At 72.3% G+C, this 26,487-nt stretch carries 27 protein-coding genes and 1 riboswitch; of the genes, 7 read left to right on the forward strand and 20 right to left on the reverse strand.

Going from position 1 to position 26,487, the window contains the following annotated elements; translation table 11 throughout:
* Positions 1-44 precede the first annotated feature (44 nt).
* The gene (locus OG711_RS33565) at positions 45-1,205 is read left to right on the forward strand and encodes an 8-amino-7-oxononanoate synthase (protein ID WP_329562328.1); all 1,161 of its coding nucleotides are present in this window, start codon (positions 45-47) and stop codon (positions 1,203-1,205) included.
* 219 nt (positions 1,206-1,424) lie between these two features.
* Here the strand turns inward: OG711_RS33565 and OG711_RS33570 are convergent, their stop codons facing one another.
* Both OG711_RS33570 and OG711_RS33575 read right to left on the reverse strand, forming a co-directional pair.
* Positions 1,425-1,673 carry a DUF397 domain-containing protein gene (locus tag OG711_RS33570; RefSeq protein WP_329562330.1) on the reverse strand — a complete coding sequence of 83 codons (249 nt, stop codon included), beginning with the start codon at positions 1,671-1,673 and terminating at the stop codon, positions 1,425-1,427.
* Between the two features lie 8 nt (positions 1,674-1,681).
* Positions 1,682-2,539: a helix-turn-helix domain-containing protein gene (locus tag OG711_RS33575; RefSeq protein ID WP_329562332.1), complete on the reverse strand. Its 858-nt coding sequence runs from the start codon at positions 2,537-2,539 to the stop codon at positions 1,682-1,684.
* A 292-nt stretch (positions 2,540-2,831) separates the two neighbouring features.
* Here OG711_RS33575 and OG711_RS33580 point away from each other — a divergent pair, with 292 nt between their 5' ends.
* The gene (locus tag OG711_RS33580; protein WP_073794715.1) at positions 2,832-3,290 is read left to right on the forward strand and encodes an ATP-binding protein; all 459 of its coding nucleotides are present in this window, start codon (positions 2,832-2,834) and stop codon (positions 3,288-3,290) included.
* 70 nt (positions 3,291-3,360) lie between these two features.
* Here the strand turns inward: OG711_RS33580 and OG711_RS33585 are convergent, their stop codons facing one another.
* The 4 genes from OG711_RS33585 to OG711_RS33600 form a co-directional block, all read right to left on the reverse strand.
* Entirely contained in the window at positions 3,361-3,918 is a 558-nt protein-coding gene (locus OG711_RS33585) for a DUF6328 family protein (protein WP_329562335.1), read from the reverse strand.
* Positions 3,919-4,204: 286 nt separating this feature from the next.
* Positions 4,205-4,678 (reverse strand): C40 family peptidase, encoded by a 474-nt coding sequence (locus OG711_RS33590; protein WP_329562337.1) that lies wholly within the window; start codon positions 4,676-4,678, stop codon positions 4,205-4,207.
* Between the two features lie 3 nt (positions 4,679-4,681).
* A riboswitch (cyclic di-AMP (ydaO/yuaA leader) is annotated at positions 4,682-4,854 on the reverse strand.
* Between the two features lie 323 nt (positions 4,855-5,177).
* Entirely contained in the window at positions 5,178-5,480 is a 303-nt protein-coding gene (locus tag OG711_RS33595; RefSeq protein ID WP_073794706.1) for a hypothetical protein, read from the reverse strand.
* A gap of 6 nt (positions 5,481-5,486) precedes the next feature.
* Positions 5,487-6,125 (reverse strand): ATP-dependent Clp protease proteolytic subunit, encoded by a 639-nt coding sequence (locus tag OG711_RS33600; protein ID WP_073794704.1) that lies wholly within the window; start codon positions 6,123-6,125, stop codon positions 5,487-5,489.
* A gap of 59 nt (positions 6,126-6,184) precedes the next feature.
* On the opposite strand from OG711_RS33600, the gene OG711_RS33605 reads away from it, so the two are divergent.
* The 3 genes from OG711_RS33605 to OG711_RS33615 all read left to right on the forward strand — a co-directional run bounded on the left by OG711_RS33605 (position 6,185) and on the right by OG711_RS33615 (position 9,878).
* The gene (locus OG711_RS33605; RefSeq protein ID WP_073794702.1) at positions 6,185-6,463 is read left to right on the forward strand and encodes a type II toxin-antitoxin system Phd/YefM family antitoxin; all 279 of its coding nucleotides are present in this window, start codon (positions 6,185-6,187) and stop codon (positions 6,461-6,463) included.
* Between the two features lie 438 nt (positions 6,464-6,901).
* Complete coding sequence (locus tag OG711_RS33610; RefSeq protein ID WP_329562340.1) at positions 6,902-7,540, forward strand: LysE family translocator; 639 nt, start codon at positions 6,902-6,904, stop codon at positions 7,538-7,540.
* A 772-nt stretch (positions 7,541-8,312) separates the two neighbouring features.
* Positions 8,313-9,878: an alpha/beta hydrolase gene (locus tag OG711_RS33615; protein ID WP_178391203.1), complete on the forward strand. Its 1,566-nt coding sequence runs from the start codon at positions 8,313-8,315 to the stop codon at positions 9,876-9,878.
* A gap of 184 nt (positions 9,879-10,062) precedes the next feature.
* Here OG711_RS33615 and OG711_RS33620 read toward each other — a convergent pair whose 3' ends face one another.
* From OG711_RS33620 to OG711_RS33655, 8 genes are all read right to left on the reverse strand, one after another.
* Positions 10,063-10,746: a lysophospholipid acyltransferase family protein gene (locus OG711_RS33620; protein ID WP_099281256.1), complete on the reverse strand. Its 684-nt coding sequence runs from the start codon at positions 10,744-10,746 to the stop codon at positions 10,063-10,065.
* 409 nt (positions 10,747-11,155) lie between these two features.
* Positions 11,156-12,391, reverse strand: a complete 1,236-nt coding sequence (locus OG711_RS33625) for an MFS transporter (protein WP_329562343.1) — start codon at positions 12,389-12,391, stop codon at positions 11,156-11,158.
* A gap of 186 nt (positions 12,392-12,577) precedes the next feature.
* Positions 12,578-13,405, reverse strand: coding sequence for an arylamine N-acetyltransferase family protein (locus OG711_RS33630; RefSeq protein WP_329562345.1), 828 nt, complete (start codon positions 13,403-13,405; stop codon positions 12,578-12,580).
* A 46-nt stretch (positions 13,406-13,451) separates the two neighbouring features.
* Positions 13,452-13,622 carry a hypothetical protein gene (locus OG711_RS33635; RefSeq protein ID WP_329562347.1) on the reverse strand — a complete coding sequence of 57 codons (171 nt, stop codon included), beginning with the start codon at positions 13,620-13,622 and terminating at the stop codon, positions 13,452-13,454.
* Positions 13,623-13,766: 144 nt separating this feature from the next.
* On the reverse strand, positions 13,767-14,717 hold the full coding sequence (locus OG711_RS33640) for a cytochrome c oxidase assembly protein (RefSeq protein WP_329562349.1): 951 nt from the start codon (positions 14,715-14,717) through the stop codon (positions 13,767-13,769).
* Positions 14,718-14,843: 126 nt separating this feature from the next.
* The gene (locus OG711_RS33645; protein ID WP_073794681.1) at positions 14,844-15,869 is read right to left on the reverse strand and encodes a 6-phosphofructokinase; all 1,026 of its coding nucleotides are present in this window, start codon (positions 15,867-15,869) and stop codon (positions 14,844-14,846) included.
* 210 nt (positions 15,870-16,079) lie between these two features.
* Positions 16,080-16,808, reverse strand: coding sequence for a type 1 glutamine amidotransferase (locus OG711_RS33650; RefSeq protein WP_073794678.1), 729 nt, complete (start codon positions 16,806-16,808; stop codon positions 16,080-16,082).
* A 69-nt stretch (positions 16,809-16,877) separates the two neighbouring features.
* Positions 16,878-18,116 (reverse strand): MurT ligase domain-containing protein, encoded by a 1,239-nt coding sequence (locus OG711_RS33655; protein ID WP_073794675.1) that lies wholly within the window; start codon positions 18,114-18,116, stop codon positions 16,878-16,880.
* Between the two features lie 138 nt (positions 18,117-18,254).
* On the opposite strand from OG711_RS33655, the gene def reads away from it, so the two are divergent.
* Positions 18,255-18,794, forward strand: coding sequence for a peptide deformylase (gene def, locus OG711_RS33660; RefSeq protein ID WP_073794673.1), 540 nt, complete (start codon positions 18,255-18,257; stop codon positions 18,792-18,794).
* A 262-nt stretch (positions 18,795-19,056) separates the two neighbouring features.
* Here def and OG711_RS33665 read toward each other — a convergent pair whose 3' ends face one another.
* The gene (locus tag OG711_RS33665; RefSeq protein WP_073794670.1) at positions 19,057-19,701 is read right to left on the reverse strand and encodes a TetR family transcriptional regulator; all 645 of its coding nucleotides are present in this window, start codon (positions 19,699-19,701) and stop codon (positions 19,057-19,059) included.
* 208 nt (positions 19,702-19,909) lie between these two features.
* Between OG711_RS33665 and OG711_RS33670 the strand changes: the two genes are divergently transcribed.
* Positions 19,910-21,136: an acyl-CoA dehydrogenase family protein gene (locus tag OG711_RS33670; RefSeq protein WP_266512697.1), complete on the forward strand. Its 1,227-nt coding sequence runs from the start codon at positions 19,910-19,912 to the stop codon at positions 21,134-21,136.
* Positions 21,137-21,228: 92 nt separating this feature from the next.
* On the opposite strand, the gene OG711_RS33675 is transcribed toward OG711_RS33670, so the two are convergent.
* From OG711_RS33675 to OG711_RS33695, 5 genes are all read right to left on the reverse strand, one after another.
* Positions 21,229-21,801 (reverse strand): cupin domain-containing protein, encoded by a 573-nt coding sequence (locus tag OG711_RS33675; RefSeq protein WP_073794664.1) that lies wholly within the window; start codon positions 21,799-21,801, stop codon positions 21,229-21,231.
* A 19-nt stretch (positions 21,802-21,820) separates the two neighbouring features.
* Positions 21,821-23,035 carry a cytochrome P450 gene (locus OG711_RS33680; RefSeq protein WP_073794661.1) on the reverse strand — a complete coding sequence of 405 codons (1,215 nt, stop codon included), beginning with the start codon at positions 23,033-23,035 and terminating at the stop codon, positions 21,821-21,823.
* Positions 23,036-23,237: 202 nt separating this feature from the next.
* On the reverse strand, positions 23,238-24,347 hold the full coding sequence (locus tag OG711_RS33685) for a type III polyketide synthase (RefSeq protein ID WP_073794658.1): 1,110 nt from the start codon (positions 24,345-24,347) through the stop codon (positions 23,238-23,240).
* Positions 24,348-24,681: 334 nt separating this feature from the next.
* Entirely contained in the window at positions 24,682-24,918 is a 237-nt protein-coding gene (locus OG711_RS33690; RefSeq protein ID WP_099281245.1) for a DUF6213 family protein, read from the reverse strand.
* Positions 24,919-25,013: 95 nt separating this feature from the next.
* Positions 25,014-26,405 (reverse strand): NADP-dependent succinic semialdehyde dehydrogenase, encoded by a 1,392-nt coding sequence (locus OG711_RS33695; RefSeq protein WP_073794653.1) that lies wholly within the window; start codon positions 26,403-26,405, stop codon positions 25,014-25,016.
* Positions 26,406-26,487 lie beyond the last annotated feature (82 nt).

The following is a 26,487-nucleotide window of genomic DNA, read 5'->3' on the forward strand; positions in this document are numbered from 1 at the left end:
GGGCCCGTTCCCCGGCACCGTCCCCGCCGCATCTGGAGGCGCGCATGGCCGTATCGCCGTTCGACTGGATCGACGGGCAGGCCGAGCGCCGCCGCGCCGCAGGACTGGTCCGCACCCTGCGGCCCCGCCCCGCCGACTCCCCGCTGCTGGACCTCGCGGGCAACGACTACCTCGGCCTCACCCGCCATCCGGAGGTCACCGACGCCGCCGCCGCGGCGGCCCGCCGCTGGGGCGGCGGCGCCACCGGCTCCCGGCTCGTCACCGGCACCACCGAACTGCACACCGAACTGGAGTCGGAGCTGGCCAGGTTCTGCGGCTTCGAGTCCGCGCTGCTGTTCGCCACCGGCTACGCGGCCAACCTCGCGGCCCTCACCACCCTCGCGCCGCACGGCTCCCTGATCGTCTCCGACGCGGCCAACCACGCCTCCCTCATCGACGGCTGCCGCCTCTCCCGTGCCACCACCCAGGTCGTCCCGCACAGCTCACCGGACGCCGTACGCAAGGCGTTCGCCACCCGCGCCGCGCCCACGGACCCCGCGCTGCTGGTCACCGACTCGGTGTTCTCCGTCGACGGCGACGCGGCCCCGCTGTCCGCGCTCGCCGCCGTCTGCCGCGACGCCGGGGCCGCGCTGGTGGTGGACGACGCGCACGGCCTCGGTGTCCTCGGCGAGGGCGGCCGGGGCGCCCCGTACGCGGCGGGTCTCGCGGGCGCCGACGACGTCGTCGCCACCGTGACCCTGTCCAAGTCGCTCGGCAGCCAGGGCGGCGCCGTCCTCGGTCCGGCCCGGGTCGTCGACCATCTCGTCAACGCCGCCCGCACCTTCATCTTCGACACCGGACTCGCTCCCGCCGCCACGGGCGCCGCGCTCGGCGCGCTGCGGCTGCTGCGCAGGGAACCGGAGCGCGCCGCGCGCGCCCGCGCGGTCGCCACGCGGCTGCACACCCTGCTGTCCGGCGCGGGACTGGCGGCCGTCCGCCCGGACGCCGCCGTGGTGTCGGTCCGCGCGCCGTCGCCGGGTGACGCGGTGCGGTGGGCGGCCGACTGCCGCTCGGCGGGGCTCCTCGTCGGCTGCTTCCGCCCGCCCTCCGTCCCCGACGGGGTGTCCCGGCTGCGGCTCACGGCCCGCGCGGACCTCACCGACGCCCGCGTCGAGGAAGCGGTACGCGTCATCGTGGACCACGCCCCCCGGGACGCCCGGAGCTGACCCCGGACCGCCGCGCGGCGGGGACGGCGCCGGGACCGGTGGTACGGGCAGCCCCGCGCGCCCCGCGTTCCCCCGCACCCCGGCCCCGTACGCGGTGTGCGCCCGGTATGCGTCGCGCCCCCGGGACGCCGACCGGCTCGGCGTCCCGGGGAACGACCCGTCAGGGACCGGTCGGTGCCCGCTGAGCGGAACCGGTCGGCGTCGGGAGGGCCGGACCGGTCAGCGCCCGGTCAGCGAGCCTAAGAATGTGTCCCAGGCGCCGGGGGCGAAGAGCAGGGCCGGGCCCTGCGGGTCCTTCGAGTCCCGGACGGCGAGCAGACCGGCCGCGGTACCCGCCCCGGGCCGCGCCGTCTCGACACAATTGTTCATTCCCGTACTGCGGCTGCTACGGCGCCAGCGAAGGGCGCCGAGCGAAGTGCTGTCGCTCAGTGAGGTGACGTGGGGGAAATGCCTCGACCATTCGGACATCGATACTCCTACGCGCCGTGACGGACCCCCGCGATGAAGTCCAGGGAGTCCTCGGGGGAAAGGGCGTGCCTTTGGAGCGAACTGAAGGCGTCAAGATACGCCTTTACGTCTTCTTTCCCTTCCAGATAAAGGCTACTCGTCAGATTGTCGACGACGACCACATCCAGATCGGAGTTGCCCGGAAAGGAGAACATGACGAAAGGACCGGTCAGTCCGATGTGTTCCCCCGCCGCGAAAGGGAGCACCCGCAGGTCCACCCCGTCCGGCCGCGCCGACCGGACGAGATGGTCCAGCTGGCCGTCCATCACCGCCGCGCCGCCGACCGGCCGGCGCAGCACCGCCTCGTCCACGACCGCCTCGAACCGGGGCGGCGGATCGCGGCGCAGCACGTCCTGCCGGGTCAGCCGTACCTCGACCAGCTCCCCGATCTCCGTCTCCGACAGGCCCTCCAGCGAGGCCCGGGTCACGGCCCGCGCGTACTCCGGGGTCTGGAGCAGCCCCGGGACCACGGAGTTCTCCAGGGTCCGCATCCGGCACGCCTGTGCCTCCAGGCTGATGAAGTCCCGGTACGTGGGCGGCAGCAGCCCCCGGTACGCGTGCCACCAGCGGTCGACCGCCGCCGGGCCCAGGTCCGCGAGGGCGACGAGCAGGTCGCGCAGCGCCGGGTCCGCGACCTCGTAGATGTCCAGCAGCAGCCGCACGTCGTCGGACTTCACGGCGCTGCGCGCGGTCTCGATGCGGCTCACCTTCGACTGGTTCCAACCCGCCCGACGCGCGGCCTGGCCGCTGGTGAGCGCGGCGGCGAGACGCAGTCGGCGCAGCTCACCGCCCAGCTTTCGGCGGCGTACCGCGGGACCTCGGTGCATGGGCCGACTCCTCCCGGCCGGTGGCTGGTTCACCGCCAGACGGTAGAGCAAGTGGCGCTTTCGGGGGGCGCACGAGGCGCACGCAGGTGGTGTGGGGGCGCTGTGTGCCAAATACGTGCGGCCGTGGCAGAGTTCACCGCTTCGAGCGACAGATATATGCACATCCTCGTGGATCGGTACGCGCGGGCGCCGCTCAGATGGCAGGCTTTGCCGCAGCACCAATCCGGGACCGCCCGCGAACCATCCGCCTCACGCCGGAGTCCGGTCCCGGTGGGAAAGGGACGACGTCGCCATGGCCGACCACCAGGAAGCATCCGTGACCCTGCCGAGCGAACCCGCCTCGGTCTCCGTGGCCCGCGCGTATGTGACGGACGTCCTCGCGGAATGGGGGCTGCCCGCCGACACGGACATGACCGACACGGTGCGGCTCATCGTGTCGGAGCTCGCCACCAACGCGGTCCAGCACACGCTCGGCCAGTCACCGACGTTCACCGTGGACGTGGAGCTGGTGCGGGACGAGCAGCTGCGGGTGGGTGTCACCGACAGCCATCCGCGCTATCCCAAGCGGCTGCCCGCAGCCGTGCAGCAGGACAACGGCCGGGGGATGGTCATCATCCGCTCGCTCGCCGTCGAGTACGGCGGCCGGCTCTCCGTCAGCCCCACCGCCGAGGGCGGCAAGACGGTCTGGATCGCCCTGCCCTTCCAGCGCGGGCGATGTCTGTCGAGCGCGGACCGGCCGGCCCAGCGCTGACGGCCCGGCGCGCGGCGCCCGTGGTGTCCTCGCTCCGGCCGGGCGGGTGGTCGACGGGTCGGCGGGCCGGTCAGGACGGCTCGCCGCCGTCATCGGTTCCGGCCGGAGGTCCGGTCCGGTCCGTGGCCTCCCTGGTGGCCACGACCCGCTGGACATGCCAGGGCAGGACGACCCACAGGGCCGCGCACACCAGCAGGGTGGCGCCGCCCGCGACGAGCCCGCCGGTCCGCCCCACCGCGACATCCACGGCGAGCAGCACCGAACCGGACAGGGCGAGGCACAGCACGCCGAGGCCCAGTTCCGTGAGCCGGGAGGACACCCGGACGATGTCGCTCTTCACGCCCTGATGGAACAGATACCGGTGGATCGCGGCGGGCGCCGTGAACAGCGCCGCGGCCAGCACCGACAGACACAGGGCCACCACGTAGGTGACCCGCTGCACGCGGTCGAGGTCGGGGAAGCGGGGGGTGAAGGCGAGGGTCAGCAGGAAGGCGAAGAGGATCTGCACCCCGGTCTGGGTGACCCTCAGCTCCTGGAGGAGTTCGCCGAAGTTCCGGTCGGCCCGCTGGACCGGGGTCTCCGTCCGAGGATCACCGGTCCGGCCGGGGCGTGTCGGGTCAGCAGGCATGGGACATGGGTATCCCGCGCCGCGTTTCCTACGCCTGGCCGACCGCCCGCACAGCCGTGCGGGCGTGAGCCCTTCGGCGCGGCGGGTCCCGTCGGCACGGTGGTGCGGGCCCGTGCCGGTCCCCTGGGGCCCCAGGGGACCGCTCGTGGTGCGGGGACGGCCGACCGGAGGCCGTACGGGCGGTACGGGCCCGAGGGCGGCGGGGAACGGCCGCGGTCCGTTCCCCGCCCGCCTCAGTGGGCCCGCGCGGCGGTCGTCGTCCGCGCCGCCGTCAGAGGTCCATGGGTCACCGCACCCGGCCGTACTTGACGCTCTTGGTCCAGATCTTCGAGAGCCGGACCACGTCACCGGTCTTCGGGGAGTGCCACATCTTGCCGCCACCCGCGTAGATGCCGACGTGGTAGACGTTCCGGCCCGAGTAGAAGAAGACCAGGTCGCCCTTGCTGCGGTTGCCCGCCTTCACACGCTTGGTCTTGTTGTACTGGCCGGCGGCCGTGCGGGGCAGCGTCTTGCCGGCCTTCTTGAACGAGTACAGCGTGAGCCCTGAGCAGTCGAAGCGGCTCGGGCCGGTGGCTCCGTACTGGTAGGGGGCGCCCTTCTTGGAGGCGGCCACCTTGAGCGCCTTGGCCCCCGGTGCCGCGGCGGACGCCTCGGAGGCGGCGCCGGGGGCGACGATACCGCCGCCGACGGCGACGAGCGTGAGAGCCGAGGCCGTGGTGGCCCTCGTCAGCAGCGACGGAACACGATTCAGCGCGGTCATGCGAAACCCTTCGTCAGCCGCCTGTGAAGGATGACCTGTCGGGTTCGGGCAGGCGAAGATGCCCGGCCGCTCGCGCGGCTTCACCCCAAGGGCCGTCCGGATCTCTCCGGCGGCCCGTCGTACCTGGGTCCTCCACTCCTGCCGATGCACTTCTGTCGACCTGGCGTCCGGGCAGCGGCAGGACTCGGCGTCCGCCCGGACCGCCCCGCCGTTGTGGCGGGGGCTTGTCGTCGGAAGGGATCTTCACGCATGGATGTCGGAAAAACCGAACGTTACCGCTGGTTTGTGAGTCTCCTCACCACGGACCCGTTCGGGTGGACAGCCCCCAGGTCGAACACCTCGGCAGACGGCCGACGACGTCTGTACCAGCGGCGGAACGCATAATTCTGGCTGCCGGACAGACGATTCGCGCAAGTTGGACCACTCAAATGTCTACCCCTGGCTACGCTGTTCGGTGGTACCCCGTTCGGGCCGTTTCGGAGCGGCCCCGGACGTCGGGTCAGGTGCCGTCCGGAGGGACCCCGACGCGCGCCGACCGTCGTACGCCGTCCAGGGTGCGCAGCGCGCGGGCCAGCGTGTCGGTGTGCAGCTCGCTCTCGCCGCGCCGGTGCATCAGCGCCAGCGCGTCCCGGAGCGCGGCGGCCGTCGCGGCGAGCGCCTGGGCGGCGCGCAGAGCGCTGTAGGTGTCACCGGCGCGCGCCGGGTTGATCCGCCCCAGCAGTACGGCGGCCTCCAGATAGCGGTCGATCAGCTCGCCCTCGGCCCGGGTGAGCGCGGGCAGCGGCGGCAGATCCGGCAGCATCGGGGGCTACCGGATGCCCGGTGCCGTGCGCGTGGCCTTGCGGCTCGGCACGATCCGGTCGACCAGCCCGTACGCCAGCGCCTGGGGCGCGTCGAGGAAGTGGTCGCGCTCGATGTCCGCCGCGACCCGCTCCCGGCTCTGCCCGGTGTGCCGGACGAGCAGCTCCTCCAGCAGGTCACGGGTCCGCTGGAGCTCACGCGCCTGGATCGCGAGATCGTCGGCCTGGCCCTGGAGCGGCTCCGGGAACGCCGGCTGATGGATCATCACCCGGGCGCCGGGCAGGGCCAGCCGTTTGCCGGGGGTGCCGGCGGCGAGCAGGACGGCCGCGGCGGAGGCCGCCTGGCCGAGGCAGATCGTCTCCACGTCGCAGGTGACGAACCGCATCGTGTCGTAGATCGCGGTCATGGCGGCGAACGAGCCGCCGGGCGAGTTGATGTAGAGCGAGATGTCCCGGTCGGGGGCCGCGTGCTCCAGATACATGAACTGCGCCGCCACATCGTTCGCCGAGGTGTCGTCGACGGGTGTGCCGAGGAAGACGATCCGTTCCGCCAGCAGCTTCGCGTACGGGTCCAGGGTGCGGGGGCCGGTCGAGGTGCGTTCGGTGAACTGCGGCAGGACATGGCGGGCCGTCGGCTGCACGGGCATGAGTGGGCGCCTCCTCTGTAAAAAATGTACAGGACGTACGTGCCGTTAAGATGGGGAGCATGGCCCATGAGATTCCGGTGACGCAAGCACGAGCCGAGCTCGCCGATCTGATCAACCGCGTGGTGTACGGCGGTGAGACGGTCGTCCTGACCCGGCACGGCAAGCCGCTCGTCGCCCTGGTGTCCGCCGGTGACCTGCAAAAACTCGAAGCGCTCCAGGAATCACCGGACGAACACACCGTCAGTTCCGTGTCCTCGCTCGTGCCCTTGGCGTCCGCTCCCCGCGAACGTCAGCGGTTCGGGATCACGGCGGAGCACCGGGGCCCGGACGCCCGCTAGCGCGTCCGAGCGCCCCCGCGCAACCCCCTGCACGCCCCGGCGTGCGGGCGGCGCATACCGGATCGGTCACGCCCCGGGAGCAGCGGGAGCGCACCGCGTTCGAACCTTCCGGTCGTCGAAAGCAGACCGTGCGGTCGGTTTCCGCTCCGCACGGCGCCGCGGTCGCCACCTCGGGCGGGCACTGCGACCGGCGCGGCGGCCCCCGCTCGGAGGGCCGCCCCGGGCACCCGTACCCGGCCGAAGTCCCGCGCCCCGCTTCCCGGTGACCGCCGTACGGACCGCCGACGGACCGCCGTACCGACTGTCGTACGGACCGCCGCGTGCGCCGCCGGACGTACGCCGCGTGAGCCGCTGTGCGGACCGACGCCTGAGCCGCCGCGTGAACCACCAGGCGTAAAGGGCTGGAGAGTCGGGACCCGGGAGTGCTGGAATGCGCCCATGGTGTCTCTGGACCGATTGCTCGCCTTCGCGGCCATGTCCTTCCTCCTCATCGTCGTCCCGGGCCCCAGCGTCCTGTTCGTCGTCGGCCGGGCCCTCTCGCAGGGCCGCCGCGCCGCGCTGACGACGGTCGTGGGGAACACGCTCGGCGCCTATGTCCTCGTCGTGGCCGTGGCGCTGGGAGTCGGGGCGATCGTCGAACGCTCCGTCCTCGTCTTCACCGTCATCAAGCTGGTGGGCGCGGCCTACCTCATCCACCTCGGGATCAAGGCGGTGCGCCGGCGAGGGGTGATGCCCCTGGCGGCGGACGGTGGCGCGCCACCGGCCAGCGGGTCGCGCACCCTCTGGGAGGGATTCGCGGTCGGGGTCGCCAACCCCAAGACGATCGTGTTCTTCGCCGCCGTGCTCCCTCAGTTCGTCGACCACGGGAGGGGACAGGTGGTCGCCCAGATGCTGTTGCTCGGGCTGGTGTTCAACGCCATCGCCGTCGTCTGCGACAGCGTGTGGGGACTCGCCGCGGCCACCGCGCGGAACTGGTTCGCCCGGTCGCCGAAGCGGTACGCCGCCGTCGGCGGGGTCGGTGGCCTCACGATGATCGGCCTTGGGGTCACCGTCGCCGCGACCGGCCGCGCGGACTGACCCGTACGCGGTCCCCGGCGCCGCGCCGCCCTTCGGCAGCCCCTCCTGGCCCCGCCCTGCCGGGACCGGCCGATCGGCGGGGAAAGGAAACAGCCGCCGCGCCCTGATCCGGGAGCGGGGCGCGCGACATCGCGGCTGATTTCACCATCGGTGCCCCTTGCAACCGTACGGCGCCGAATTCTGCCCGGCAGTCGCCGAGTTCTGTCGGACACCGTTCGGTTGACGAACTCCAGGCATATGCGCACCGCACACCCCCGGTACCGGATACCGGCCAATTCCGGTGCCGCCGGGGAATTGCGTGCCACGCGGACGTCGACCGATGCTGAATACCCGCGAATCCGGTGCCTCCGAATGACCTCCGCCCGGAGAATCCGCCCGCCGCCCGCCGCCCGCCGCCCGCCGCCCGCCGCCCGCCGCCCGCCGCCCGCCGCCCGCCGCCCGCCGCCCGCCGCCCGCCGCCCGCCGCCCGCCGCCCGCCGCCCGCCGCCCGTCGGCCCCGGCCGCTTCCGGCCGCTCCCGCTGCCCCGAGCGGCCCGCCCCGCACGCCCCCCGTCCGGCGGATGCCACCCCCTGCCGACTCGCCCACACCCGCGTACCGCTCACGGAACGCGGGTTGCCGGTTATCGGATTGGTAAAGAACCCCGACCCTGCCTGTTGTCAGGGACCCCACAGACGACAGGATCACGCTGACTCATTCGAATCGGCGTACGGGAGGTCCCACTTGAGACGGACACGGGTGAGGCGGGTGACCGCGCTCGGCTCCGCGGGCACCATGATCGCGGCGACCCTCATAGCAGGCGCGCTGGCCGCGCCCGCGGCCAGCGCGCACGGCGACCGTGACCTGGGCCGTGACCAGGTCCGTGGTCAGGAACGGGAGCAGATAGGCGCGTCCATCGCCGCGGCCCGCGCCAAGAAGGCCGGGATCGACTGGAAGGACTGTCCCGCCGACTGGGGGCTCGCCAAGCCCATCCAGTGCGGCTGGGTGACCGTACCGCTGGACTACGCCAAGCCGTTCGGCAAGACGATCGAGCTCGCCGTCGACCGGATCGGCCACACCGGCACCCCCGAGGAGCGCCAGGGCGCCCTCGTCTACAACCCCGGCGGCCCCGGCGGCTCGGGTCTGCGCTTCCCCGCCCGGGTCACCAGCAAGAACCCGCTGTGGGTGAAGACCTCGAAGGCCTACGACTTCGTCGGCTTCGACCCGCGCGGTGTCGGTCACTCCGCGCCCATCTCCTGCATCGACCCGCAGGAGTTCGTCAAGGCGCCCAAGCTGGACCCGGTCCCCGACAGCGAGGCCGACAAGCGCGCCCAGCGCAAGCTCGCCGCCGAGTACGCGGACGGCTGCGCCGAACGCAGCGGCGAGATGCTGCCGCACATGACCACCCCGAACACGGCCCGCGACCTGGACGTCATCCGCGCCGCGCTCGGCGAGGAGAAGCTGAACTTCCTCGGGGTCTCCTACGGCACCTACCTCGGCGCCGTGTACGGCACGCTCTTCCCGGACCATGTCCGGCGCCTGGTCGCCGACAGCGTCGTCAACCCGTCCCGCGAGAAGATCTGGTACCAGGCCAACCTCGACCAGGACGTGGCCTTCCAGATGCGCTGGGACGACTGGACGTCCTGGGTCGCCAAGAACGACGCCGCCTTCCACCTCGGCACCACCCGTGCCGCGGTCGAGGAGCGGTGGCGCGAGCTCCGCGCCGCCGCGAAGAAGAACCCCATCGGCGGGGTCGTCGGCCCGGCCGAGCTGATCGGCTTCTTCCAGGGCGCCCCGTACTACGACTCCCGCTGGGTGCCGGTCGCCCGGGTGTGGAGCCAGTACGCCGCCGGGAACACCCAGGCGCTGGTGGACGCCGCCGGTCCCGATATGACGGACATCGCGGGCAATGCCTCCTCCGAGAACGGCAACGCCGTCTACACCGCGGTGGAGTGCGCCGACGCCAAGTGGCCCCGCGACTGGCGGACCTGGGACCGGGACAACACCCGGCTCCACCGGGACTACCCGTTCCTCACCTGGTCCAACGCGTGGATGAACCTCCCCTGCTCCACCTGGAAGTCGAAGCAGCACACCCCTGTCGAGGTGAAGACGCGCAAGGGTCTGCCGCCGGTGCTGATCGTCCAGGCCGACCGGGACGCGGCCACGCCGTACGCGGGCGCGCTCGAACTGCACAAGCGGTTCAAGGGCTCCCGGCTGATCGTCGAGAAGGGCGCCGGGTCGCACGGTGTCACCGGGGCGGTCAACCCGTGTGTGAACGACCGTGTCGACACGTACCTCCTGACCGGCAAGGTCGACAGCAAGAACGTGACGTGCGCGCCGCGCGCCACTCCCAAGCCCTGACCCGCGGTACCGGCCCCCGCGCGGGGGCCGGACAGCGCTGAGGGAGCACGAAGGGGGTCCGGGCAACTGCCCGGACCCCCTTCCGCGTGACCATGTGCCGATCACCGCCGGACGGCAGCCTGCGGTGCGACAGCGCGCCCGCCGAGGTGTCCCGCCGCCTCCCGGCGTCCGCCCGGCCGTCCGCTCAGCGGGAGGTCTCCTCCGCCTTGACCTCCGCCGCGTAACGGTCCACGTACTCCTGGCCGGAGAGTTCCAGGATGGCGTACATGATCTCGTCGGTGACGGCCCGCAGGATCGCCTTCTCGTTCTCCAGTCCCTCGTAGCGGGAGAACTCCAGCGGCGCGCCGAACCGGATGCGCACCGGATGCAGCCGGGGCAGCACCTGGCCGGGGGGCTGTGCCTCGAACGTGCCGATCATCGCGCACGGGATCACGGGCACGCCCGCCTTCAGGGCCATCGCGGCGACCCCGACCTTGCCCTTGTAGAGCCTGCCGTCGTGCGAGCGCGTCCCCTCGGGGTAGATACCGAGCAACTCCCCCTGGGAGAGCACCCCGAGCCCTTCCCGGATCGCCGCCTGCCCGGCCTCCTTGCCGGAGCGGTCCACCGGGATCTGGCCCGCGCTGCGGAAGAACGCCGCGGTGAGCCGTCCTCTCAGTCCCGGCCCGGTGAAGTACTCCGCCTTGGCCAGGAAGGTGATGCGCCGCCGCAGGATGGCCGGCATCAGGAAGTGGTCCGCGAAGGACAGATGGTTTCCCGCGATGATCGCGGCGCCCGTCTCCGGCACCCGCTCCAGCCCCTCGATCCGGGGGCGGAAGAGGAGCCGCAGCAGCGGTCCCAGCAGCACGTGCTTGAGGACGTAATAGAACATGGGGTGCATCCCGCCTGTACCAGAGGACCTAGTGCCTCGCATTCTCGCAGTTCAGGGGGTGGTCGGGAGGGGCGTCCGCAGGTGTCGTGGTGTTCCGGTCACCGCTCCCCGCGGCCGGACCCCGTGCCGGTCCGGCGCGGCAGCCCGTAGAGCGGCTGTGTCGCGCCGGGCACGAAGGCGGAACCGTGATGGTGGACGGGGTCCATGGTGGTGACGACGAGCCGTCCCGGGGTGGAGACCCTGCCCTCCCCGGACCCCGGACCCCGGAACGACTCCGGAACGCTCGGGACCCGCTGCTCCGCCCGACTCCGCCCACCTGCGCACGCCTCAGCGCCCGGCGCTCCCCGCAACTCCCCGCAACTCCACGCGGCCCGGGCCGCGTCGGGTCAGCGTCCCCGGTACCGTCGGGTCAGCGTCCCCGGTCGGTCGGCGCGCCGGACGGGTGGGCGGTCGCGGCGCGGTGCGCCCCGGTGGCCGCGACCGCTCCGACGGTCGCGGCCAGGACGGCGACGGCCGCCGCGAAGACCAGTCCCGCCGTGCGCAGATCGGTGAGTTCGGAGAGCACTCCGACACCGACGGCCGGTACGGCGAGCATGCAGTACAGCCCGGCGAAGAAGGACGAGGAGACCTCGCCCCGGCGCGCCGGTTCGACCTGCCCGACCGTGGTCGCGATCCCGGCGTTCAGACACAGCCCGCCGGCGACCCCCAGCACCACCGGCGCCGTCAGCAGCGCGCCGAGCGAGGTGGCCGCCAGCGCCAGCGCGAGGACGCCCGCGGCGAGCACCAGGCCCGCGCAGCCGATCGGGAGGGCCGTCGCCGGGCGCAGCCGCCGGGCGAGCAGCTGGCCCACCGCCATGCCCGCGAAGGCGAGGCAGACGACGAGTCCGGCGAGGGTGTGGCTGCGCAGCCCCAGCGAGTGTTCGAGGAACAGCGCGCTCACGGCGGTGAGCACCCCGGTGACGGCGAACGCGGTACCGGCGGAGAGCACCGCCAGGGTGAACGCCCCGCGCACGGCCGCGGGCACATGGAGCCGGTGCGGCCGTACCCGCGGCCGGCCGTGCGGGCCGGGCGCCGGGGTGAAGGCCCACAGCCCGGCGAGGGCGAGCACCGCGAGGACGGTCTGCGCCGCGTAGGGGACGACCAGGGGCGCGGGCGCGGTGTCGGCGATCACCCCGCTGAGCAGCGTGCCGAGCGCGAGGCCGCCGGTGTTCGCGGCGATCGCCACGGTCCCGGCGGTGACCTTGCGGTCGGCCGGGAACAGATCGATGACCGCGGCCGTACCGGCGCCGCTCATCAGCCCGGCCCCCAGCCCCGACAGGACCCGGGCCACGACGAGCCCGGGCAGTGTCGGCGGCAGCAGGAACAACAGGGCGCTGGCCAGGGCGAGTCCCACGGCGAGCAGCAGTACGGGACGGCGCCCCAGATCGTCCGACAGCCGTCCGAACAGCAGCAGGGTGACGACGACACCGAACGCGTAGAGGGCGAACAGCACCGTGACGGTGAGATCGTCGAAACCGAGCTCGGTGGCGTAGATCGCGTACAGGGGGGTGGGCAGGGTGGTTCCCATCATGGTGACGAGGAACGCGAGCACGGTGGCGCCGATCGCCCATCCGCCGTGCGTCCGGTCGCCCGACCCTGCCGTCATACGCACCGCCTCCGGCGTGGGCCGTCGCGGCCCGCTGGGCCCCTCGGCGAGCATAACGCCATCGAGACGGCCCGTCTCGCGGTGACGGGCGCCCGGGGTCCCACGCGTGGCCGACCGTGCTCCGGCACAGGCCCTGTGGTCCGCACGGTTCCCCGCGCCCCTCCGGGCCACCCCGCCCCCGCGCGGTCAGGGCAGCTTCGTCCCCTCGGGCAGCTCGATCCCGAAATCGTCCGCCAGGACCTTCAGCAGTTCCTCGTCCGCCACCTGGACGACCCTCCGCTCCCGGCCGTCCGCGAACTTCTCGGTCAGCTCCCTCCCGGCGAGCCGCAGATGCCGGTCGTCAAACGTCCGCTGGACATGCACCGCCCGGCTGAACGGCGACCGGGGGTTCGTCGCGACATGCCAGTTGGCCACGTCGAAGTCCGTCTGCTCGAACGGCTCCTCCGTGAAGCTGTACTGCCCGTCCCAGTCGGCCGTCTCCGGCGCGCCCACCTCCCGCGCCTGGAGCAGCCAGGTGGCCAGCGGCCCGGTCCGCTCCGGCTGGACCAGCCGGTGCCGCCGCCCGTCCGCCCCGACGGTGACGGTGCCGACGACCAGCGGCACGGCCTCCAGCAGCCCGCCCTCGGACCCGAAGCCCACGTCCGCGAGATACCGCCCGGGCTCGTCGGGCACCTCCACGAGCAGCGTCATATGCGTCCGGGGCCGGATCGCGCCGGGCCGCGCCCCCTGGACGACCCGCGCGGCGAGACCCGTCACCGAGAAGCCGAGTGCCCGCAGCACCGCGGCGAAGAGGGTGTTCTGTTCGTAGCAGTAGCCGCCGCGCCGTGAGCGGACCAGCTTCGTCTGTATGTCGGCGAGATCGATGGACGGCGCCGAGACCAGCACCGGTTCCAGGTTCTCGAAGGGGATGCCGCGCACATGTGCCCGGTTCAGTGCCCGCAGGGTGTCGGCGGTCGGCGCCCGGCCGCCTGTCCAGCCGATCCGGTCGAAGTACGCGTCGAGATCAAGTTCCATACGAAGACGGTAGACGCCCTGGCCGTACGGGTCAGGCGTTCGGTGATCAACTGTCGCGGGCCACGACCATACCGACGGTGATCAGCCCCACCAGCACCCAGCCGAACCACAGCCAGCCGTTGCTGCCGAGCGCCACCGAGTACGCCGACACGGCCACCAGCGTCCCGACGGTGAGCATTCCCATGGTTCTGGTCGATCCGGGAGTCGATCCGGGCATCATGGCACCCTCCTCGCGGCCGCCCGGACAACGCTGCCCAAGGCCATGGCCATGGGTCCATAGTCACCCGGAGGGCCTGCCCGGCGCCAGGCGGTACGCACACCGTATGTACCGCCCCCCGTTTCCCGGCCGCCCCGGGAGCGGTCAGCGGCCCCGGGAGTTCAGCGAGGCGAGATAGGCGTTGTAGGCCGCCAGCTCCTTGTCGCCGTCCCGGTCGGCGGCCCGGTCCTGGCGGCGGGCCTGGCGCTGGTCGGAGGCGTACCACTGGAACACCAGCGCGATCAGCACCAGCACCGAGGGCACCTCGCTGAACGCCCAGGCGATACCCCCGGCCGCCGTCTGGTCGGCGAGGGCGTCGATCCCCAGCGACTCCGGCGGATTCTGGTACGGGCCGATCATCGGGGTGCTCGCCATCATCAGCGCGATGCCGAAGAACGCGTGGAACGGCATCCCCGCGAACAGCTCCAGCATCCGCATCACGTACCCCGGCCGGTGCGGACCCGGGTCCACCCCCATGATCGGCCAGAAGAACACCAGACCCGTCGCGAGGAAGTGCACCATCATCGCGAGATGCCCCGGCTTCGACTCCATCAGGAACTCGAACAGGGGGGTGAAGTACAGCCCGTACAGGCTCGCGATGAACAGCGGGATGGTGAACCCCGGGTGGGTGATCACCTTCAGATAGCGGCTGTGCAGCAGCATCAGCAGCAGCTCACGCGGCCCCTTGCTGCCACGGGCCGCCACCGGCAGGGCCCGCAGCGCGAGCGTGATCGGCGCGCCCAGCAGCAGCATGATCGGGGACAGCATGCTGATCACCATGTGCTGCACCATGTGCACGCTGAACATGACCATGCCGTAGTCGTTGAGCTTGGTGCACATCACCAGCACCACCGACAGCACACCCAGCACGAACGACACGGTCCGGCCCACCGGCCACTTGTCGCCGCGCCGCACCAGCCGGGTCACCCCCCAGCCGTACAGGGCGAGCGCGAGCAGCGAGCCGGTCAGGAAGAACAGGTCGGGCGACCATTCGAGCCCCCGCCCCAGCGTGAACGGCGGCAGGTCCATGGACATGCCGTGGCCGTTGTGATCCATCCGCCGGCTCCTGTTTCGTACTGGTTCGCTGCGTCTGTCCGCACCAGACTAGAACCGCCCCCGCCCGCGGCTGCGAGCGGGGGCGGCCCGGACGGCGAAAGTGTCACCCGCCGACGCGGCGACCGGTCACAGGACGACCCCGGCCTCGGTGTAGCGCTCCTCGGGGACCGTCTTCAGCGTCTCCACGGCCGACGCCAGCGGCACCATCACGATGTCCGTGCCCCGCAGCGCCGTCATCTGCCCGAACTCACCCCGGTGCGCCGCCTCCACCGCGTGCCAGCCGAAACGGGTCGCCAGCACCCTGTCGTACGCCGTCGGGGTACCGCCGCGCTGCACATGGCCGAGGATCACCGGCCGGGCCTCCTTGCCGAGACGGTGCTCCAGCTCCACCGACAGCTGACGGGCGATGCCCGCGAACCGCTCGTGCCCGTACATGTCCTTGCCGCCCTCGTCGAACTCCATGGAGCCCTCGCGCGGCTTGGCGCCCTCCGCGGCGACCACGATCGCGAACTTCTTGCCCGCCGCGAACCGCTCCCCGACCCGCGCCGCGAGCTCCGCCACATCGAACGGGCGCTCCGGCACCACGACCGCGTGGGCCCCGGCCGCCATCCCCGAGTGCAGCGCGATCCAGCCCGTGTGACGGCCCATGACCTCCACGATCAGCACCCGCTGATGGGACTCGGCGGTCGTCTTCAACCGGTCCAGGGCCTCGGTCGCCACGCCCACCGCGGTGTCGAAGCCGAACGTCACATCCGTGGCGGCGATGTCGTTGTCTATGGTCTTCGGCACACCGACGATCGGCAGTCCGCTGTCCGACAGCAGCTTGGCCGCCTTCAGGGTGCCCTCACCGCCGATCGGGATGATCGCGTCGAGACCCAGATCGGCGACATGGCCCTTGGCCCGCTCCACCCCGTCCCGCAGATGCGCGGGCTGGACCCGGGAGGAGCCGAGGATGGTGCCGCCCCGCGCGAGGATGCCGCCCACCGCGTCGAGGTCGAGCTTGCGGTAGTCGCACTCCAGCAGGCCCCGCCAGCCGTCGTTGAAGCCGACGACCTCGTCACCGTGGTCGACGACGGCGCGGTGGACGACCGACCGGATCACCGCGTTCAGACCGGGGCAGTCACCGCCGGAGGTGAGGACACCAAGACGCATGGCTCGGAATACCTTTGCAACGTGGACGTGCGACCGGACCACGCCGTCCGGTGGGACGCCGCCACCCTACCGGCGCACCGCACGTCAGCCGAACCGCACGTCCGACTGCTGGACAGGCCCGCACACCTGAGCGCGGACCCCTTCAGAAGGGGTCCGCGCTCAGGTGTCACGGACGGCCCGGCCACGGCCGGACCAGGAGCGGGCGGCGGATCAGGCGGGCTGCTGCGCCGCGCCGATCCGCTCGTTGCGCAGGGCCTCGTACCAGCGGTCGTCCGTCGGCGGCAGCGCGTTCACGTCCAGCGCCAGCTTCAGCAGCAGATCCGCGATCAGCGGGTTGCGGGCGAGCACCGGGCCGTGCATGTAGGTCCCGAACACGGTGTCGCTGTACGCGCCCTCCGTACCGTCCCCCGAGCCGTTGCCCCGGCCGAGCCGCACCCGCGCCAGCGGACGGGCCGTCGGACCGAGGTACGTCACACCCTGGTGGTTCTCGAAACCGGTCAGCGGCGGCAGGCCGAGGCGCGGGTCGATGTCGCCGAGGACATCGCCGACGCACCGCTCGCCCTCGCCGCGCACCGTCTTCACATCGAGCAGCCCGAGCCCCGGCTGACGCTGCCCGAGGTCGTTGATGAACTCATGGCCGAGGATCTGGTACCCCGCGCAGACCGCGAAGACGATCGCGCCGTTCTCCACGGCCCGGGGCAGTCCGCCGTCCCGGCCCAGCCGCTCGGCCGCGAGCCGCTGCGGACGGTCCTCACCGCCGCCGATCAGATAGATGTCACCCGAGGTCGGGATCGGCTGGTCGCTGCGGACGTCGATCCGGGTGACGTCGAGCCGCCGCTGGCGGGCCCGGCGCTCCACGACCAGGGCGTTGCCCTGGTCGCCGTAGGTGCTGAGCAGGTCCGGGTAGATCCACACCAGACGCAGACTGCTGTCGCTCATCCTTGAAGTCCTAGGGTCGAAGGCCCGTGTGCCGGGCGGGCGTACGGGTGCGCGGGCCGGGGCGGCCCGTCAGTTGCCGATCCGGCGGCGCAGGTCCTGGAACGCGGTGTAGTTCGCGATGGCCTCGATCCGGCCGGGCGGCGCGAGCTGCACCGCCTGGTCGACCGTGTCGCACACCTGGAAGTTCTGGCCCGCGACCTCCAGCCGCACCGCGAGGTCCAGCTTGCGGTCACCGATCACGAAGATCGGGTGCCCGCCGAGCTGGGTGTAGTCCACGTCCCACAGCCACGAGGTGTCGGTGCCGTCGGCGCCGCGCGCGTTCACGGAGAGGATCACCGGGGTCGGCGGCGGGTCGATCAGCGAGAACGTCTCCAGCCAGCCGGCCGGGTTCTTCGCCAGCAGCAGCCGCAGGTCCCGGCCCATGAACTGGACCACGTCGTAGCGGCCGGCGACCGCCTGCACCTGGTACATACGCTCCAGCGCGACCTGGGGCGGCACCCCGAACACGGCGGCGACGGCCGCGGAGCTCGCCGCGTTCGCCTTGTTCGCGCGGCCCGGGAGCTGGAGGTGGATCGGCCAGGCCGAGCCGTGCGGGTCGAGGACGTAGTCGCCCTGGAGCGCCCAGCTCGGCGCGGGACGGCGGAAGCCGCAGTCGCCGCAGTACCAGTCGTCGCCGGGGCGCTGCATCACACCGCCGCACGACGGGCAGGACCAGGCGTCGTCCTTCCACATCTGTCCCGCCGCCACCCAGATGACGTTCGGCGACGACGACGCGGCCCAGACGACCAGCGGGTCGTCGGCGTTCGCGATCACCACGGCCTTGGACCCGGCGAGGCCCTCCCGCCAGTGCTCGGCGAGCATCCGGGTCTCCGCCGCGCGGTCCAGCTGGTCGCGCGAGAGGTTGAGCAGCGCGATCGCCTTCGGCTCCACGTCACGGGCCACTCCGGCGAGATACTTCTCGTCGACCTCGATCACGCCGAAGCGGGCGTCGGAGCCGCCCGCGAGCGCCGAGGTGATCCCGGCGGGCATGTTCGCGCCGAGCGCGTTCGACACCACCGGGCCGGCCGCCCGCAGCGCCTCCGCGATGAGCCGGGTCGTCGTCGTCTTGCCGTTGGTGGCCGAGACCAGCACCACGTCCAGATGGGTCGCGAGCCGCCCCAGCAACTCCGGGTCGAGTTTGAGCGCCACCCGGCCGCCGATCACCGATCCACTGCCACGGCCGGCCGCGCGGGAGACCGCCGCGGCCGCCTTGCCCGCCGTCACGGCCAGCTTGGCTCGTGGCGACAGCGGGTCCGGGTTTGCTGCCATCGTTCTGCGTCCTCCTTGCGGTACGGCGCCGCGCCTGCCCCGGCATCGATAGCCCTCAGCCTATCGAGATCCGGTCAGGTGCCCGAACCGCGGCACCGTCGCGGAACGGGCGGGTTCAGTGAACGTACCCTTACCGGCATGCGACAAAGCACCATCCCGGGCGCCTCCGGGCGCGTTCGGCCCCTTGTCCTGCACGGCGATCCGGGCTTGCGGACCCCCGGCGCCGAGGTCACCGAGTTCGGGCCCGCGCTGGAACGGCTGATCGAGGACATGTTCGCCACGATGTACGCCGCCCGGGGGGTGGGCCTCGCGGCGCACCAGGTCGGCGAGGCGCTGCGGGTGTTCGTCCACGACTGCCCCGACGACGAGGATCTGCGCCATCTCGGATATGTCGTCAATCCGCGGCTCGTGCTCACCGACGGGGTGGTGATCCGCGGTCCGGAGGGCTGTCTGTCGCTGCCGGGTCTGGAGGCGGGTACGGAGCGCTTCGACCACGCGGTGGTGGAGGGTGTGGACATGCGCGGTGAGCCCGTCCGGGTCGACGGCACCGGGTTCTTCGCCCGCTGCCTCCAGCACGAGAGCGACCATCTGGACGGCTGTCTGTACCCGGACCGGGTCACCGGTCTGCGTGCCCGCAGACTCCGGCGGGCCATCGCCCGCGCCCCCTGGACCCCCTGACCACCACCGACCGCCGCGCCCGGCCCCGACCGCCCGGCCTCCGGCTGTCCGGCCTCGGACCGCCCGGCTCCCGGCTGTCCGGGCCTCCGACCGCCAGGTGCCCCGACCTGCCTGACCGCGACCGGGGTGGTCGGCCACCGGGCGGTGAGCGGGGCCCTAGCGGGGAAATGGGCTCGCGCGGTGAGCGGGGCCCGCGCCGGGAACAGGACCCTGGCGGTGAGCGCGGGCCGGACGGAGAAGGGGGCCCGAGCGAGGACGGGGGTCAGAACCCCGGTCCGCCCACCCGGTCGCCCGCGGCGGCCAGCCTGCCCCAGAGCAGATCCGCGAGGATACGCACCAGCTCCGCCCGGTCGCAGGGCCGTTCGCCCAGCCACCAGTCGCCCGCCGCGTACATCATCCCGACGATCCCGTGCCCCCAGACCCGGGACACCCGCTCTCCGTCGGGTCCGAGGTCCAGCCGCTCCTCGATGACCCGGGCCAGCTCCTCCCCGAGCCGGCGCAGCAGCGGCGCGGAGTGCCGGCCCACGTCGAACTCCGTGTCCCCGGGCGCCCCGCCCTCCGCCGGGTGCATCAGGAACCGGTACACCTGCGGCCGGGCCTCGATCGCCGACAGATAGGTGTCGAGCGTCGCCTCGACCCGCTCACGCCGCTCGGCGGGCGCGTCGAGCGCCGCCCGCAGGGAGACGAGCAGGGCGTCGGTGTGCCGCTGGGCGAGCGCGGCGTACAGCCCGCCCTTGTCACCGAAGTGGCGGTAGAGGATCGGTTTGGTGATCCCCGCCTCGGCGGCGATCGCGTTCATCGAGGCACCCGGACCGTCCCTCAGGACCACCCGGTCCGCGGCTTCGAGCAGTTCACGCCGACGCCGGTCGGCCGGTTTCTGCTGATCGCCCCGTTGTGTGGTGTCCATGGTCTGCCTCTCCCCACCCTGCTGGAAACCGATGACGCCAGCGAAAAGTAACACCCCCGGCCCCGCGTCCCCGGGGCACGCTACGCGCGGTGATACGGGGGCGGACGGGTGTTGACAGCTTCTACCACCCGGTAACAGACTTTCGTTACCGCAAGTAACACTTGCTGTTCGGATACACCCGCCGTTCGCGCACGTCGCTGGAGGAGTCATGGCCGGATTCACCATGGAGCTGAACGACGAGCAGCGGGAGGTCCGGGACTGGCTCCACGGCTTCGCCGCCGATGTCATCCGCCCCGCCGCCGCGGAGTGGGACGAACGCGAGGAGACACCGTGGCCGGTGATCCAGGAGGCCGCGAAGATCGGGATCTACTCCCTCGACTTCTACGCCCAGCAGTACTTCGACCCGACCGGCCTCGGCATACCGATGGCGATGGAGGAACTGTTCTGGGGCGACGCGGGCATCGCCCTGTCGATCGTCGGGACAGGTCTCGCGGCCGTCGGTGTCCTCGCCAACGGAACCGAGGAGCAGATCGGCACCTGGATACCTCAGATGTACGGCGACCCGGACGATGTGAAGGTGGCGGCGTTCTGCTCCTCCGAACCGGACGCGGGCTCGGACGTCTCCGCCATGCGCACCCGCGCCGTCCATGACCCGGCCAAGGACGAGTGGGTGCTGAACGGCACCAAGACCTGGGCGACCAACGGCGGTATCGCCGATGTCCATGTCGTGGTCGCGGTGGTCGACCCCGCCCTCGGCTCCAAGGGGCACGCGTCCTTCATCGTGCCGCCCGGTACCCCGGGACTGTCCCAGGGCCAGAAGTTCAAGAAGCACGGCATCCGCGCCTCCCACACCGCCGAGGTCGTCCTGGAGGACGTCCGGCTGCCCGGCTCCTGTCTGCTCGGCGGCAAGGAGAGGCTGGACGAACGGCTGGCCCGCGCCCGGGAGAAGGCCGCGGCGGGCGGCGAACGCCTCAAGAACGCGGCCATGGCCACCTTCGAGGCGTCCCGTCCCGCCGTCGGCGCGATGGCCGTCGGCACGGCCCGCGCCGCCTACGAAGTCGCCCTGGACTACGCCCGGACCCGCGAGCAGTTCGGCCGCCCGATCATCGACAACCAGGGCGTCGCCTTCCAGCTCGCCGATATGCGCACCAGCATCGACGCCGCCCGTCTCCTGGTCTGGCGTGCCTCCTGGATGGCCGCGAACGGCAGGCCGTTCACCTCCGCCGAGGGCTCCATGTCCAAGCTCTTCGCCAGCGAGACCGCGCGGAACGTCACCGCCCAGGCGATCCAGATCCTCGGCGGCAACGGCTACACCCGGGAGTACCCCGTGGAACGCATGCACCGCGACGCCGCCATCTACACCATCTTCGAGGGGACCAGCGAGATCCAGCGCCTCGTCATCGCCCGCACCCTCTCCGGCACCCCGATCCGCTGACCCCGGCAGCCGGACGGCGGAGCTGCGGAAACGTTCCCGCAACTCCGCCGTCCACCCCACCAGCCCCGCCGTGTGGCTGCGCTCCCCGCCGTTCACCGTCCCGGCGGGTCCTGCCGGCCGTGGCGCAGCGGGGTGAGCTGCTCGATGTCGTAACGGCCGCGCAGGGCCTCGATCGCCGCGTGGTCCGGGGTGCCGCCCGCCGAGAGGATCTCCAGCAGTTCGTCGAAGTAGCGTTCGTGGTCCGGCGGCGGCGACGCCTGGAAGAACATCTTGGCGGGGGAGTCCGTCGGGTTCGCGAACGCGTGCGGACAGCCCGGGGGGACGACGATCAGCGTGCCGGGGGTGGCCCGCACCACCCGGCTGCCCGACGACGACTCCCAGCGCTGCCAGCGGTCCGGGGTACGGACCCGGGGCTCGAAGGCGAGCACGTCCAGCTCGCCCTCCAGCACATAGAACAACTCCTCGCTGCGGGTGTGCACATGCGCCCCCACGTCGAAACCGGGCGGCACCAGGACCTCGAAGGTCGAAGCGGCCCGTGAGTGCTCCCCGGTCACCTTGAACGTCACGTCCTGCGCCGGGGTCCGTACCCGCTTGCCGTGTCCGGGGGGGACCAGCAGACCCTCGGTCGCGGGTCGCAGGCCCTCGGGCGGGAGCAGTGCGGTCATCGGGCCGCCCTCCGCCCCTTCACCAGCGCACCGGGAGGGCTTCCGGCCCCCGGATCAGCGCGCCCTTGCGCCAGGGGACCTCCTCCGGCGCCACCGCGAGCTCCAGCCCCGGCAGCCGCTCGGCCAGCGTCGACACCAGCAGCTCGGCCTCCATCTTCGCGAGGATGCCGCCCACGCAGTAGTGCGGGCCGTGGCCGAACGACACATGGGGGTTGGGGCTGCGGTCGAAGTCGACGCGGTCCGGGTCGGGGAACACGTCCGGATCACGGTTGGCCGCGAGATACGACACGTACACCGCGTCGCCCGCCCTGATCCGGACGCCGTGCACCTCCATGTCCTCCAGCGCGATCCGGGACAGGCCGACCGCGCTGCGGTGCGGGATGTAGCGGATCAGCTCGTCGATGGCCTGTGAACGGATCTCCGGCTCGGCGCGCAGCCGCTCCCACAGCGCGGGGCGGGTCAGCAGCAGATAGAACAGCTGCCCGCTGTTGTTGGTGACCGCCTCCCCGCCGATCTGGACGAGCACCGCGAGCCCGACGGCCTCCTCCTCGCTCAGCTCGCCGCGCCCCACCGCCGCCCCCAGCAGCCCGACGACGTCCTCGGTCGTGCTGTCGCGGCGGGAACGCACCAGTTCCGTGAAGTACGCCACCATCTCGTCCTTGGCCCGTTCGCTGACCTCGACGCCGTTCGACGACGACAGGATCAGCTGGGTCCAGGTGTGCATACGCTTGCGATCCGCGGCCGGTACGCCCATAAGCTCGCAGATCACGGCGATCGGGAACGGCGCGAGCACCCGCTCGGTGAGGTCCGCGGGCGGTCCGTCCCGCAGCAGTTCGTCCACCAGTTCGTCGAGGAGTTCCTGGGAGTGCTGCCGGATGCGCTGCACCCCGCGCGCGGTGAACGCCGCCGTCACCGCTCGCCGCAGCCGGGTGTGGTCCGGCGGGTCGGCGAAGCCCACGGCGCCCGCCACCGGGATGAAGTGCGGGGCGAGCCGGGTGACCTGTTTCTCCATCACAGCCGCACGGCTGAACCGGGGGTCGTTGGTCACGGCGCGGACATCGTCGTAGCGGGTCACCAGCCAGGCCCAGCCCTCCCCGTTGGGCAGCTGGATACGGGTGACCGGGCCCTCGCGCATCAGCTCCGCCAGCACCGGGTCGAAGTCCACCGCCGTCAGATCGAGGGCGGGCCAGAACCGCACGGGCGGCAGGGTGGTCGTGGTCGTCTCGTCGGTCATGGTGACGCCTTCGCCATCGGGGACGGTAGGACGGTGGGACACGGACGGGGACCGGGGGAGCCCGGCCGGGGCGGTACGGGGCCCGGCGCGCGGTGCGGCACGCCGGGCCTGCGGGACGGGACGGACCGGCGCCGGGTACCGGGCCGGTGTGCGGACGGGCGGCGCGGACGGACGCGCGGACCGGACGGGGGGCGCGCGGGCGTCAGTTGAGCGCCTGCGGGACCGCGTCCCGGGACCCGCGCAGCGCGGGTTCCAGCGGCTCGTCCGCGGCGACCCAGCGCCCGAGCGCCATCTCGGCGGTGATCCCGGGCCCGAAGCCCGCGAGCAGCCCCCGCGCCCGGTGCTCCGCGCCGCCCTCGTCGAAGAGCCTGCGCAGCGCGTCCAGCACCACCGCGCTCGCGATGTTGCCGTACTCGGTGAGCGTCGCCCGGCTGAAGCGGAACGCCTCCGGCGGGACCTTGAGGTACTTGCTCAGGTCGTCCAGGATGCGCGGTCCGCCCGCGTGGATGATGTAGAAGTCCAGGTCGGTGGCGTCCCAGCCATGGACATCGGCGAGCTGAATGAGCGCCGGGGCCAGCGGCTCCATGGTCGCGGGCACCCGCTTGTCGAGCAGGAAGTGGAACCCGGTCGCCCGTACGTCGTAGGCGATCCAGTCCTCGGTCTTCGGGATCAGGTACGAGCCGTTGCGCTCCAGCGCCACCCCCGTACCGCCCTTGCCCCGCACCACGGCGGCGGCGACCCCGTCACCGAAGAGCCCGTTGGACAGCAGCGAGCCGATCCCCAGGTCCGTGGGCTGGTAGCACAGCGAGCAGAACTCGCACGCCACGATCAGGGCGTTCGCGTCCGGGTAGGCCATGCAGAAGTCATGGGCCCGGTTGATGGCCGCGCCGCCCGCCGCGCAGCCGAGCTGGGCGATCGGTATCTGCCGGGTGTCGCTGGAGAACTCCATCTTGTTGATCAGCCATGCGGTCAGCGACGGCATCATGAAGCCGGTGCACGACACGTAGATGATGACATCGATGTCGGCGGCCCGGAGGTCGGCGTCGTCCAGCGCGCGCCGCACCACCGCGGGCACCCGGGCCTTGGCCTCCGACTCGTACAGCTTGTTGCGGTCGGCGAAGCCCGGGTGCTTCAGGGTCTCCTCGATGGGCTGCACGATGTGCCGGGTCCTGACACCCGTGTTCCTGATCAGGCGCAGGGCCAGCGGCAGCTGGGGATGGTCGGCGTGGCGGCTGCTCGCCAGCGCCAGCGTGTCCTCCATGGTGATGACGTGCTCCGGAACGGATACAGCGGGTCTGCACAATGTCGCCATGAACGGTGCCTTCTCTCGACCCCCGGGCTGAAGGTGGTCCACCCACGATGACCCGGGGCGGCCCGGATATCGCGCCGGACTACTCCAGACCGGGGAGGCACCGCCCCCGCGCCCGGACCGCCCGGACCCCTCGGCGCGCCGCCGCTCCGGCCCGCCCCGCCGGGCCTGGCACGGCCCGCCGCCCGCGCGCCGCCGCCGACCGGTGTCCGCTCCGGCCCGTCGGCGGTGTCACCCGAACGGCTCAACCGATCCGCCGGGACCAGCACCGGACCCGGCACCGTCACGACGGGACGGTCGTGCTCACGGCGCCGTCGCGGTCAGGGCGCCGTCATGGTCAGGGTGCCGTCGCGGTCTGGTGCGCGATGCAGGCGACGTCGATCCGGTCGGCGAGCTTCGCCAGTTCGATGGTCAGCGTGGCCACCGTGTCCTCGTCGAGCCCGCGCCGCCCGTGCTCCACCAGATGGAGCCAGTGGCCCCCGATCCCGCGCAGCAGCTTGCTCACATCCTCGGCGGCCACATGCAGACTGCCGTGGCTGTCGATGATCACAGGGGGCACGACTTCCCGACCCACAGATTCCTCCCGGGGACGACGACGCTGTGGATCGTATCCGTCCACGGGCCGCGAACCCGGCCCTGCGGCTCCCCGTCATCCCGGGATTAGGCCGGTCAGGCGCCCTGCCACACGGTGGTGATGTTGCAGAACTCGTGCATGCCGTGCGCGGACAGCTCCCGCCCGTGGCCGGAGCGCTTGACGCCCCCGAAGGGGAACGCCGGATGGGACGCCGTCATCCCGTTGAAGAACACTCCACCGGCCGCCAGATCACGGGTGAACCGGGTGATCTCCGCCTCCTCCAGGGTCCACACGTTGGAGCTGAGCCCGAACGGCGTGTCGTTGGCCAGGGCGACCGCCTCGTCGAGGTCCGCGACCCGGTACAGCGTCGCCACCGGACCGAACGCCTCCTCGTGGTGGATACGCATGGCTTCGGTCACATCGGCGAGGACCGTCGGCTCGTAGTACCAGCCGTGGGGGAGGTCCGCCGGTCGCCGGCCGCCGCACATCACGGTCGCCCCGCTCTCCACGGCCTCGTCGACCAGTTCCTCCAGATCGGTCCGGCCCCGCTCGGTCGCCAGCGGGCCCACCTCCGTGTCCTCGTCCAGCGGGTCCCCCACCCGCAGCGCTCTCATGCCCTGGGTGAACCGGTCCGCGAACTCGTCGTACACGTCCTCGTGGACGATGAACCGTTTGGCCGCGATGCACGACTGGCCGTTGTTCTGCGTCCGGGCCGTCACCGCGACCCGTGCGGCGCGCTCCACGTCGGACGACGGCATCACCACGAACGGATCGCTGCCGCCCAGCTCCAGGACGGTCTTCTTGATCTCGTCCCCCGCGACGGCCGCGACCGCCCGCCCCGCCGGTTCACTGCCGGTGAGCGTCGCGGCGGCCACCCGGGGGTCCCGCAGCACGCCCTCCACCGCCCCGGAACCGATCAGCAGCGTCTGGAAGCAGCCCTCCGGATAGCCCGCCCGGCGGAACAGGTCCTCCAGGTAGAGCGCCGTCTGCGGCACGTTCGAGGCGTGCTTGAGCAGTCCCACGTTGCCCGCCATCAGCGCGGGCGCGGCGAACCGCACGACCTGCCACAGCGGGAAGTTCCACGGCATCACCGCGAGGACCACCCCGAGCGGCCGGAACACCACCCGCGCCGTCACACCCCCCGAGTCCTCCACATCGGCCGGGTCCGGGATCTCGTCCGAGAGCAGCGCGTCCCCGCGCTCGGCGTACCAGCGCATCGCCTTGGCGCATTTGGCGGCCTCGGCGCGGGCCTGCGTGACGGGTTTGCCCATCTCCACGGTCATCACCCGGGCGATCTCCGGCCGGTCGTGGTCCAGCAGGTCGGCGGCGCTGTGCAGCAGCCGGGCGCGCTCGTACAGAGGCAGCAGCCGGAAACTCTCGAACGCGGCCGCCGCGGCGGCGAGTTTGCGCTCCACACCGGGGCCGTCCAGTGCGTCGTAGGTGGCGACCTTCTCGCCGGTGGCCGGGTTCACCGTCGCGATGGGCATGGCTGAGACCTCCTGGTGCGCGGTCCCTACGACCATCACCCTCTGCGGGGACTGCCGCAACGCGATGTGGTGTGGACCGGTG

The sequence above is a fragment of the Streptomyces uncialis genome (assembly GCF_036250755.1).
GTDB lineage: Bacteria > Actinomycetota > Actinomycetes > Streptomycetales > Streptomycetaceae > Streptomyces > Streptomyces uncialis.

Bases quoted from the DNA above. Each gene is read 5' to 3' on its own strand.
- OG711_RS33565 (WP_329562328.1), top strand. From the start codon at position 45: ATGGCCGTATCGCCGTTCGACTGGATCGACGGGCAGGCCGAGCGCCGC.
- OG711_RS33570 (WP_329562330.1), bottom strand. From the start codon at position 1,673: ATGTCCGAATGGTCGAGGCATTTCCCCCACGTCACCTCACTGAGCGAC.
- OG711_RS33575 (WP_329562332.1), bottom strand. From the start codon at position 2,539: ATGCACCGAGGTCCCGCGGTACGCCGCCGAAAGCTGGGCGGTGAGCTG.
- OG711_RS33580 (WP_073794715.1), top strand. From the start codon at position 2,832: ATGGCCGACCACCAGGAAGCATCCGTGACCCTGCCGAGCGAACCCGCC.
- OG711_RS33585 (WP_329562335.1), bottom strand. From the start codon at position 3,918: ATGCCTGCTGACCCGACACGCCCCGGCCGGACCGGTGATCCTCGGACG.
- OG711_RS33590 (WP_329562337.1), bottom strand. From the start codon at position 4,678: ATGACCGCGCTGAATCGTGTTCCGTCGCTGCTGACGAGGGCCACCACG.
- OG711_RS33595 (WP_073794706.1), bottom strand. From the start codon at position 5,480: ATGCTGCCGGATCTGCCGCCGCTGCCCGCGCTCACCCGGGCCGAGGGC.
- OG711_RS33600 (WP_073794704.1), bottom strand. From the start codon at position 6,125: ATGCCCGTGCAGCCGACGGCCCGCCATGTCCTGCCGCAGTTCACCGAA.
- OG711_RS33605 (WP_073794702.1), top strand. From the start codon at position 6,185: ATGGCCCATGAGATTCCGGTGACGCAAGCACGAGCCGAGCTCGCCGAT.
- OG711_RS33610 (WP_329562340.1), top strand. From the start codon at position 6,902: ATGGTGTCTCTGGACCGATTGCTCGCCTTCGCGGCCATGTCCTTCCTC.
- OG711_RS33615 (WP_178391203.1), top strand. From the start codon at position 8,313: ATGATCGCGGCGACCCTCATAGCAGGCGCGCTGGCCGCGCCCGCGGCC.
- OG711_RS33620 (WP_099281256.1), bottom strand. From the start codon at position 10,746: ATGTTCTATTACGTCCTCAAGCACGTGCTGCTGGGACCGCTGCTGCGG.
- OG711_RS33625 (WP_329562343.1), bottom strand. From the start codon at position 12,391: ATGACGGCAGGGTCGGGCGACCGGACGCACGGCGGATGGGCGATCGGC.
- OG711_RS33630 (WP_329562345.1), bottom strand. From the start codon at position 13,405: ATGGAACTTGATCTCGACGCGTACTTCGACCGGATCGGCTGGACAGGC.
- OG711_RS33635 (WP_329562347.1), bottom strand. From the start codon at position 13,622: ATGCCCGGATCGACTCCCGGATCGACCAGAACCATGGGAATGCTCACC.
- OG711_RS33640 (WP_329562349.1), bottom strand. From the start codon at position 14,717: ATGGATCACAACGGCCACGGCATGTCCATGGACCTGCCGCCGTTCACG.
- OG711_RS33645 (WP_073794681.1), bottom strand. From the start codon at position 15,869: ATGCGTCTTGGTGTCCTCACCTCCGGCGGTGACTGCCCCGGTCTGAAC.
- OG711_RS33650 (WP_073794678.1), bottom strand. From the start codon at position 16,808: ATGAGCGACAGCAGTCTGCGTCTGGTGTGGATCTACCCGGACCTGCTC.
- OG711_RS33655 (WP_073794675.1), bottom strand. From the start codon at position 18,116: ATGGCAGCAAACCCGGACCCGCTGTCGCCACGAGCCAAGCTGGCCGTG.
- def (WP_073794673.1), top strand. From the start codon at position 18,255: ATGCGACAAAGCACCATCCCGGGCGCCTCCGGGCGCGTTCGGCCCCTT.
- OG711_RS33665 (WP_073794670.1), bottom strand. From the start codon at position 19,701: ATGGACACCACACAACGGGGCGATCAGCAGAAACCGGCCGACCGGCGT.
- OG711_RS33670 (WP_266512697.1), top strand. From the start codon at position 19,910: ATGGCCGGATTCACCATGGAGCTGAACGACGAGCAGCGGGAGGTCCGG.
- OG711_RS33675 (WP_073794664.1), bottom strand. From the start codon at position 21,801: ATGACCGCACTGCTCCCGCCCGAGGGCCTGCGACCCGCGACCGAGGGT.
- OG711_RS33680 (WP_073794661.1), bottom strand. From the start codon at position 23,035: ATGACCGACGAGACGACCACGACCACCCTGCCGCCCGTGCGGTTCTGG.
- OG711_RS33685 (WP_073794658.1), bottom strand. From the start codon at position 24,347: ATGGCGACATTGTGCAGACCCGCTGTATCCGTTCCGGAGCACGTCATC.
- OG711_RS33695 (WP_073794653.1), bottom strand. From the start codon at position 26,405: ATGCCCATCGCGACGGTGAACCCGGCCACCGGCGAGAAGGTCGCCACC.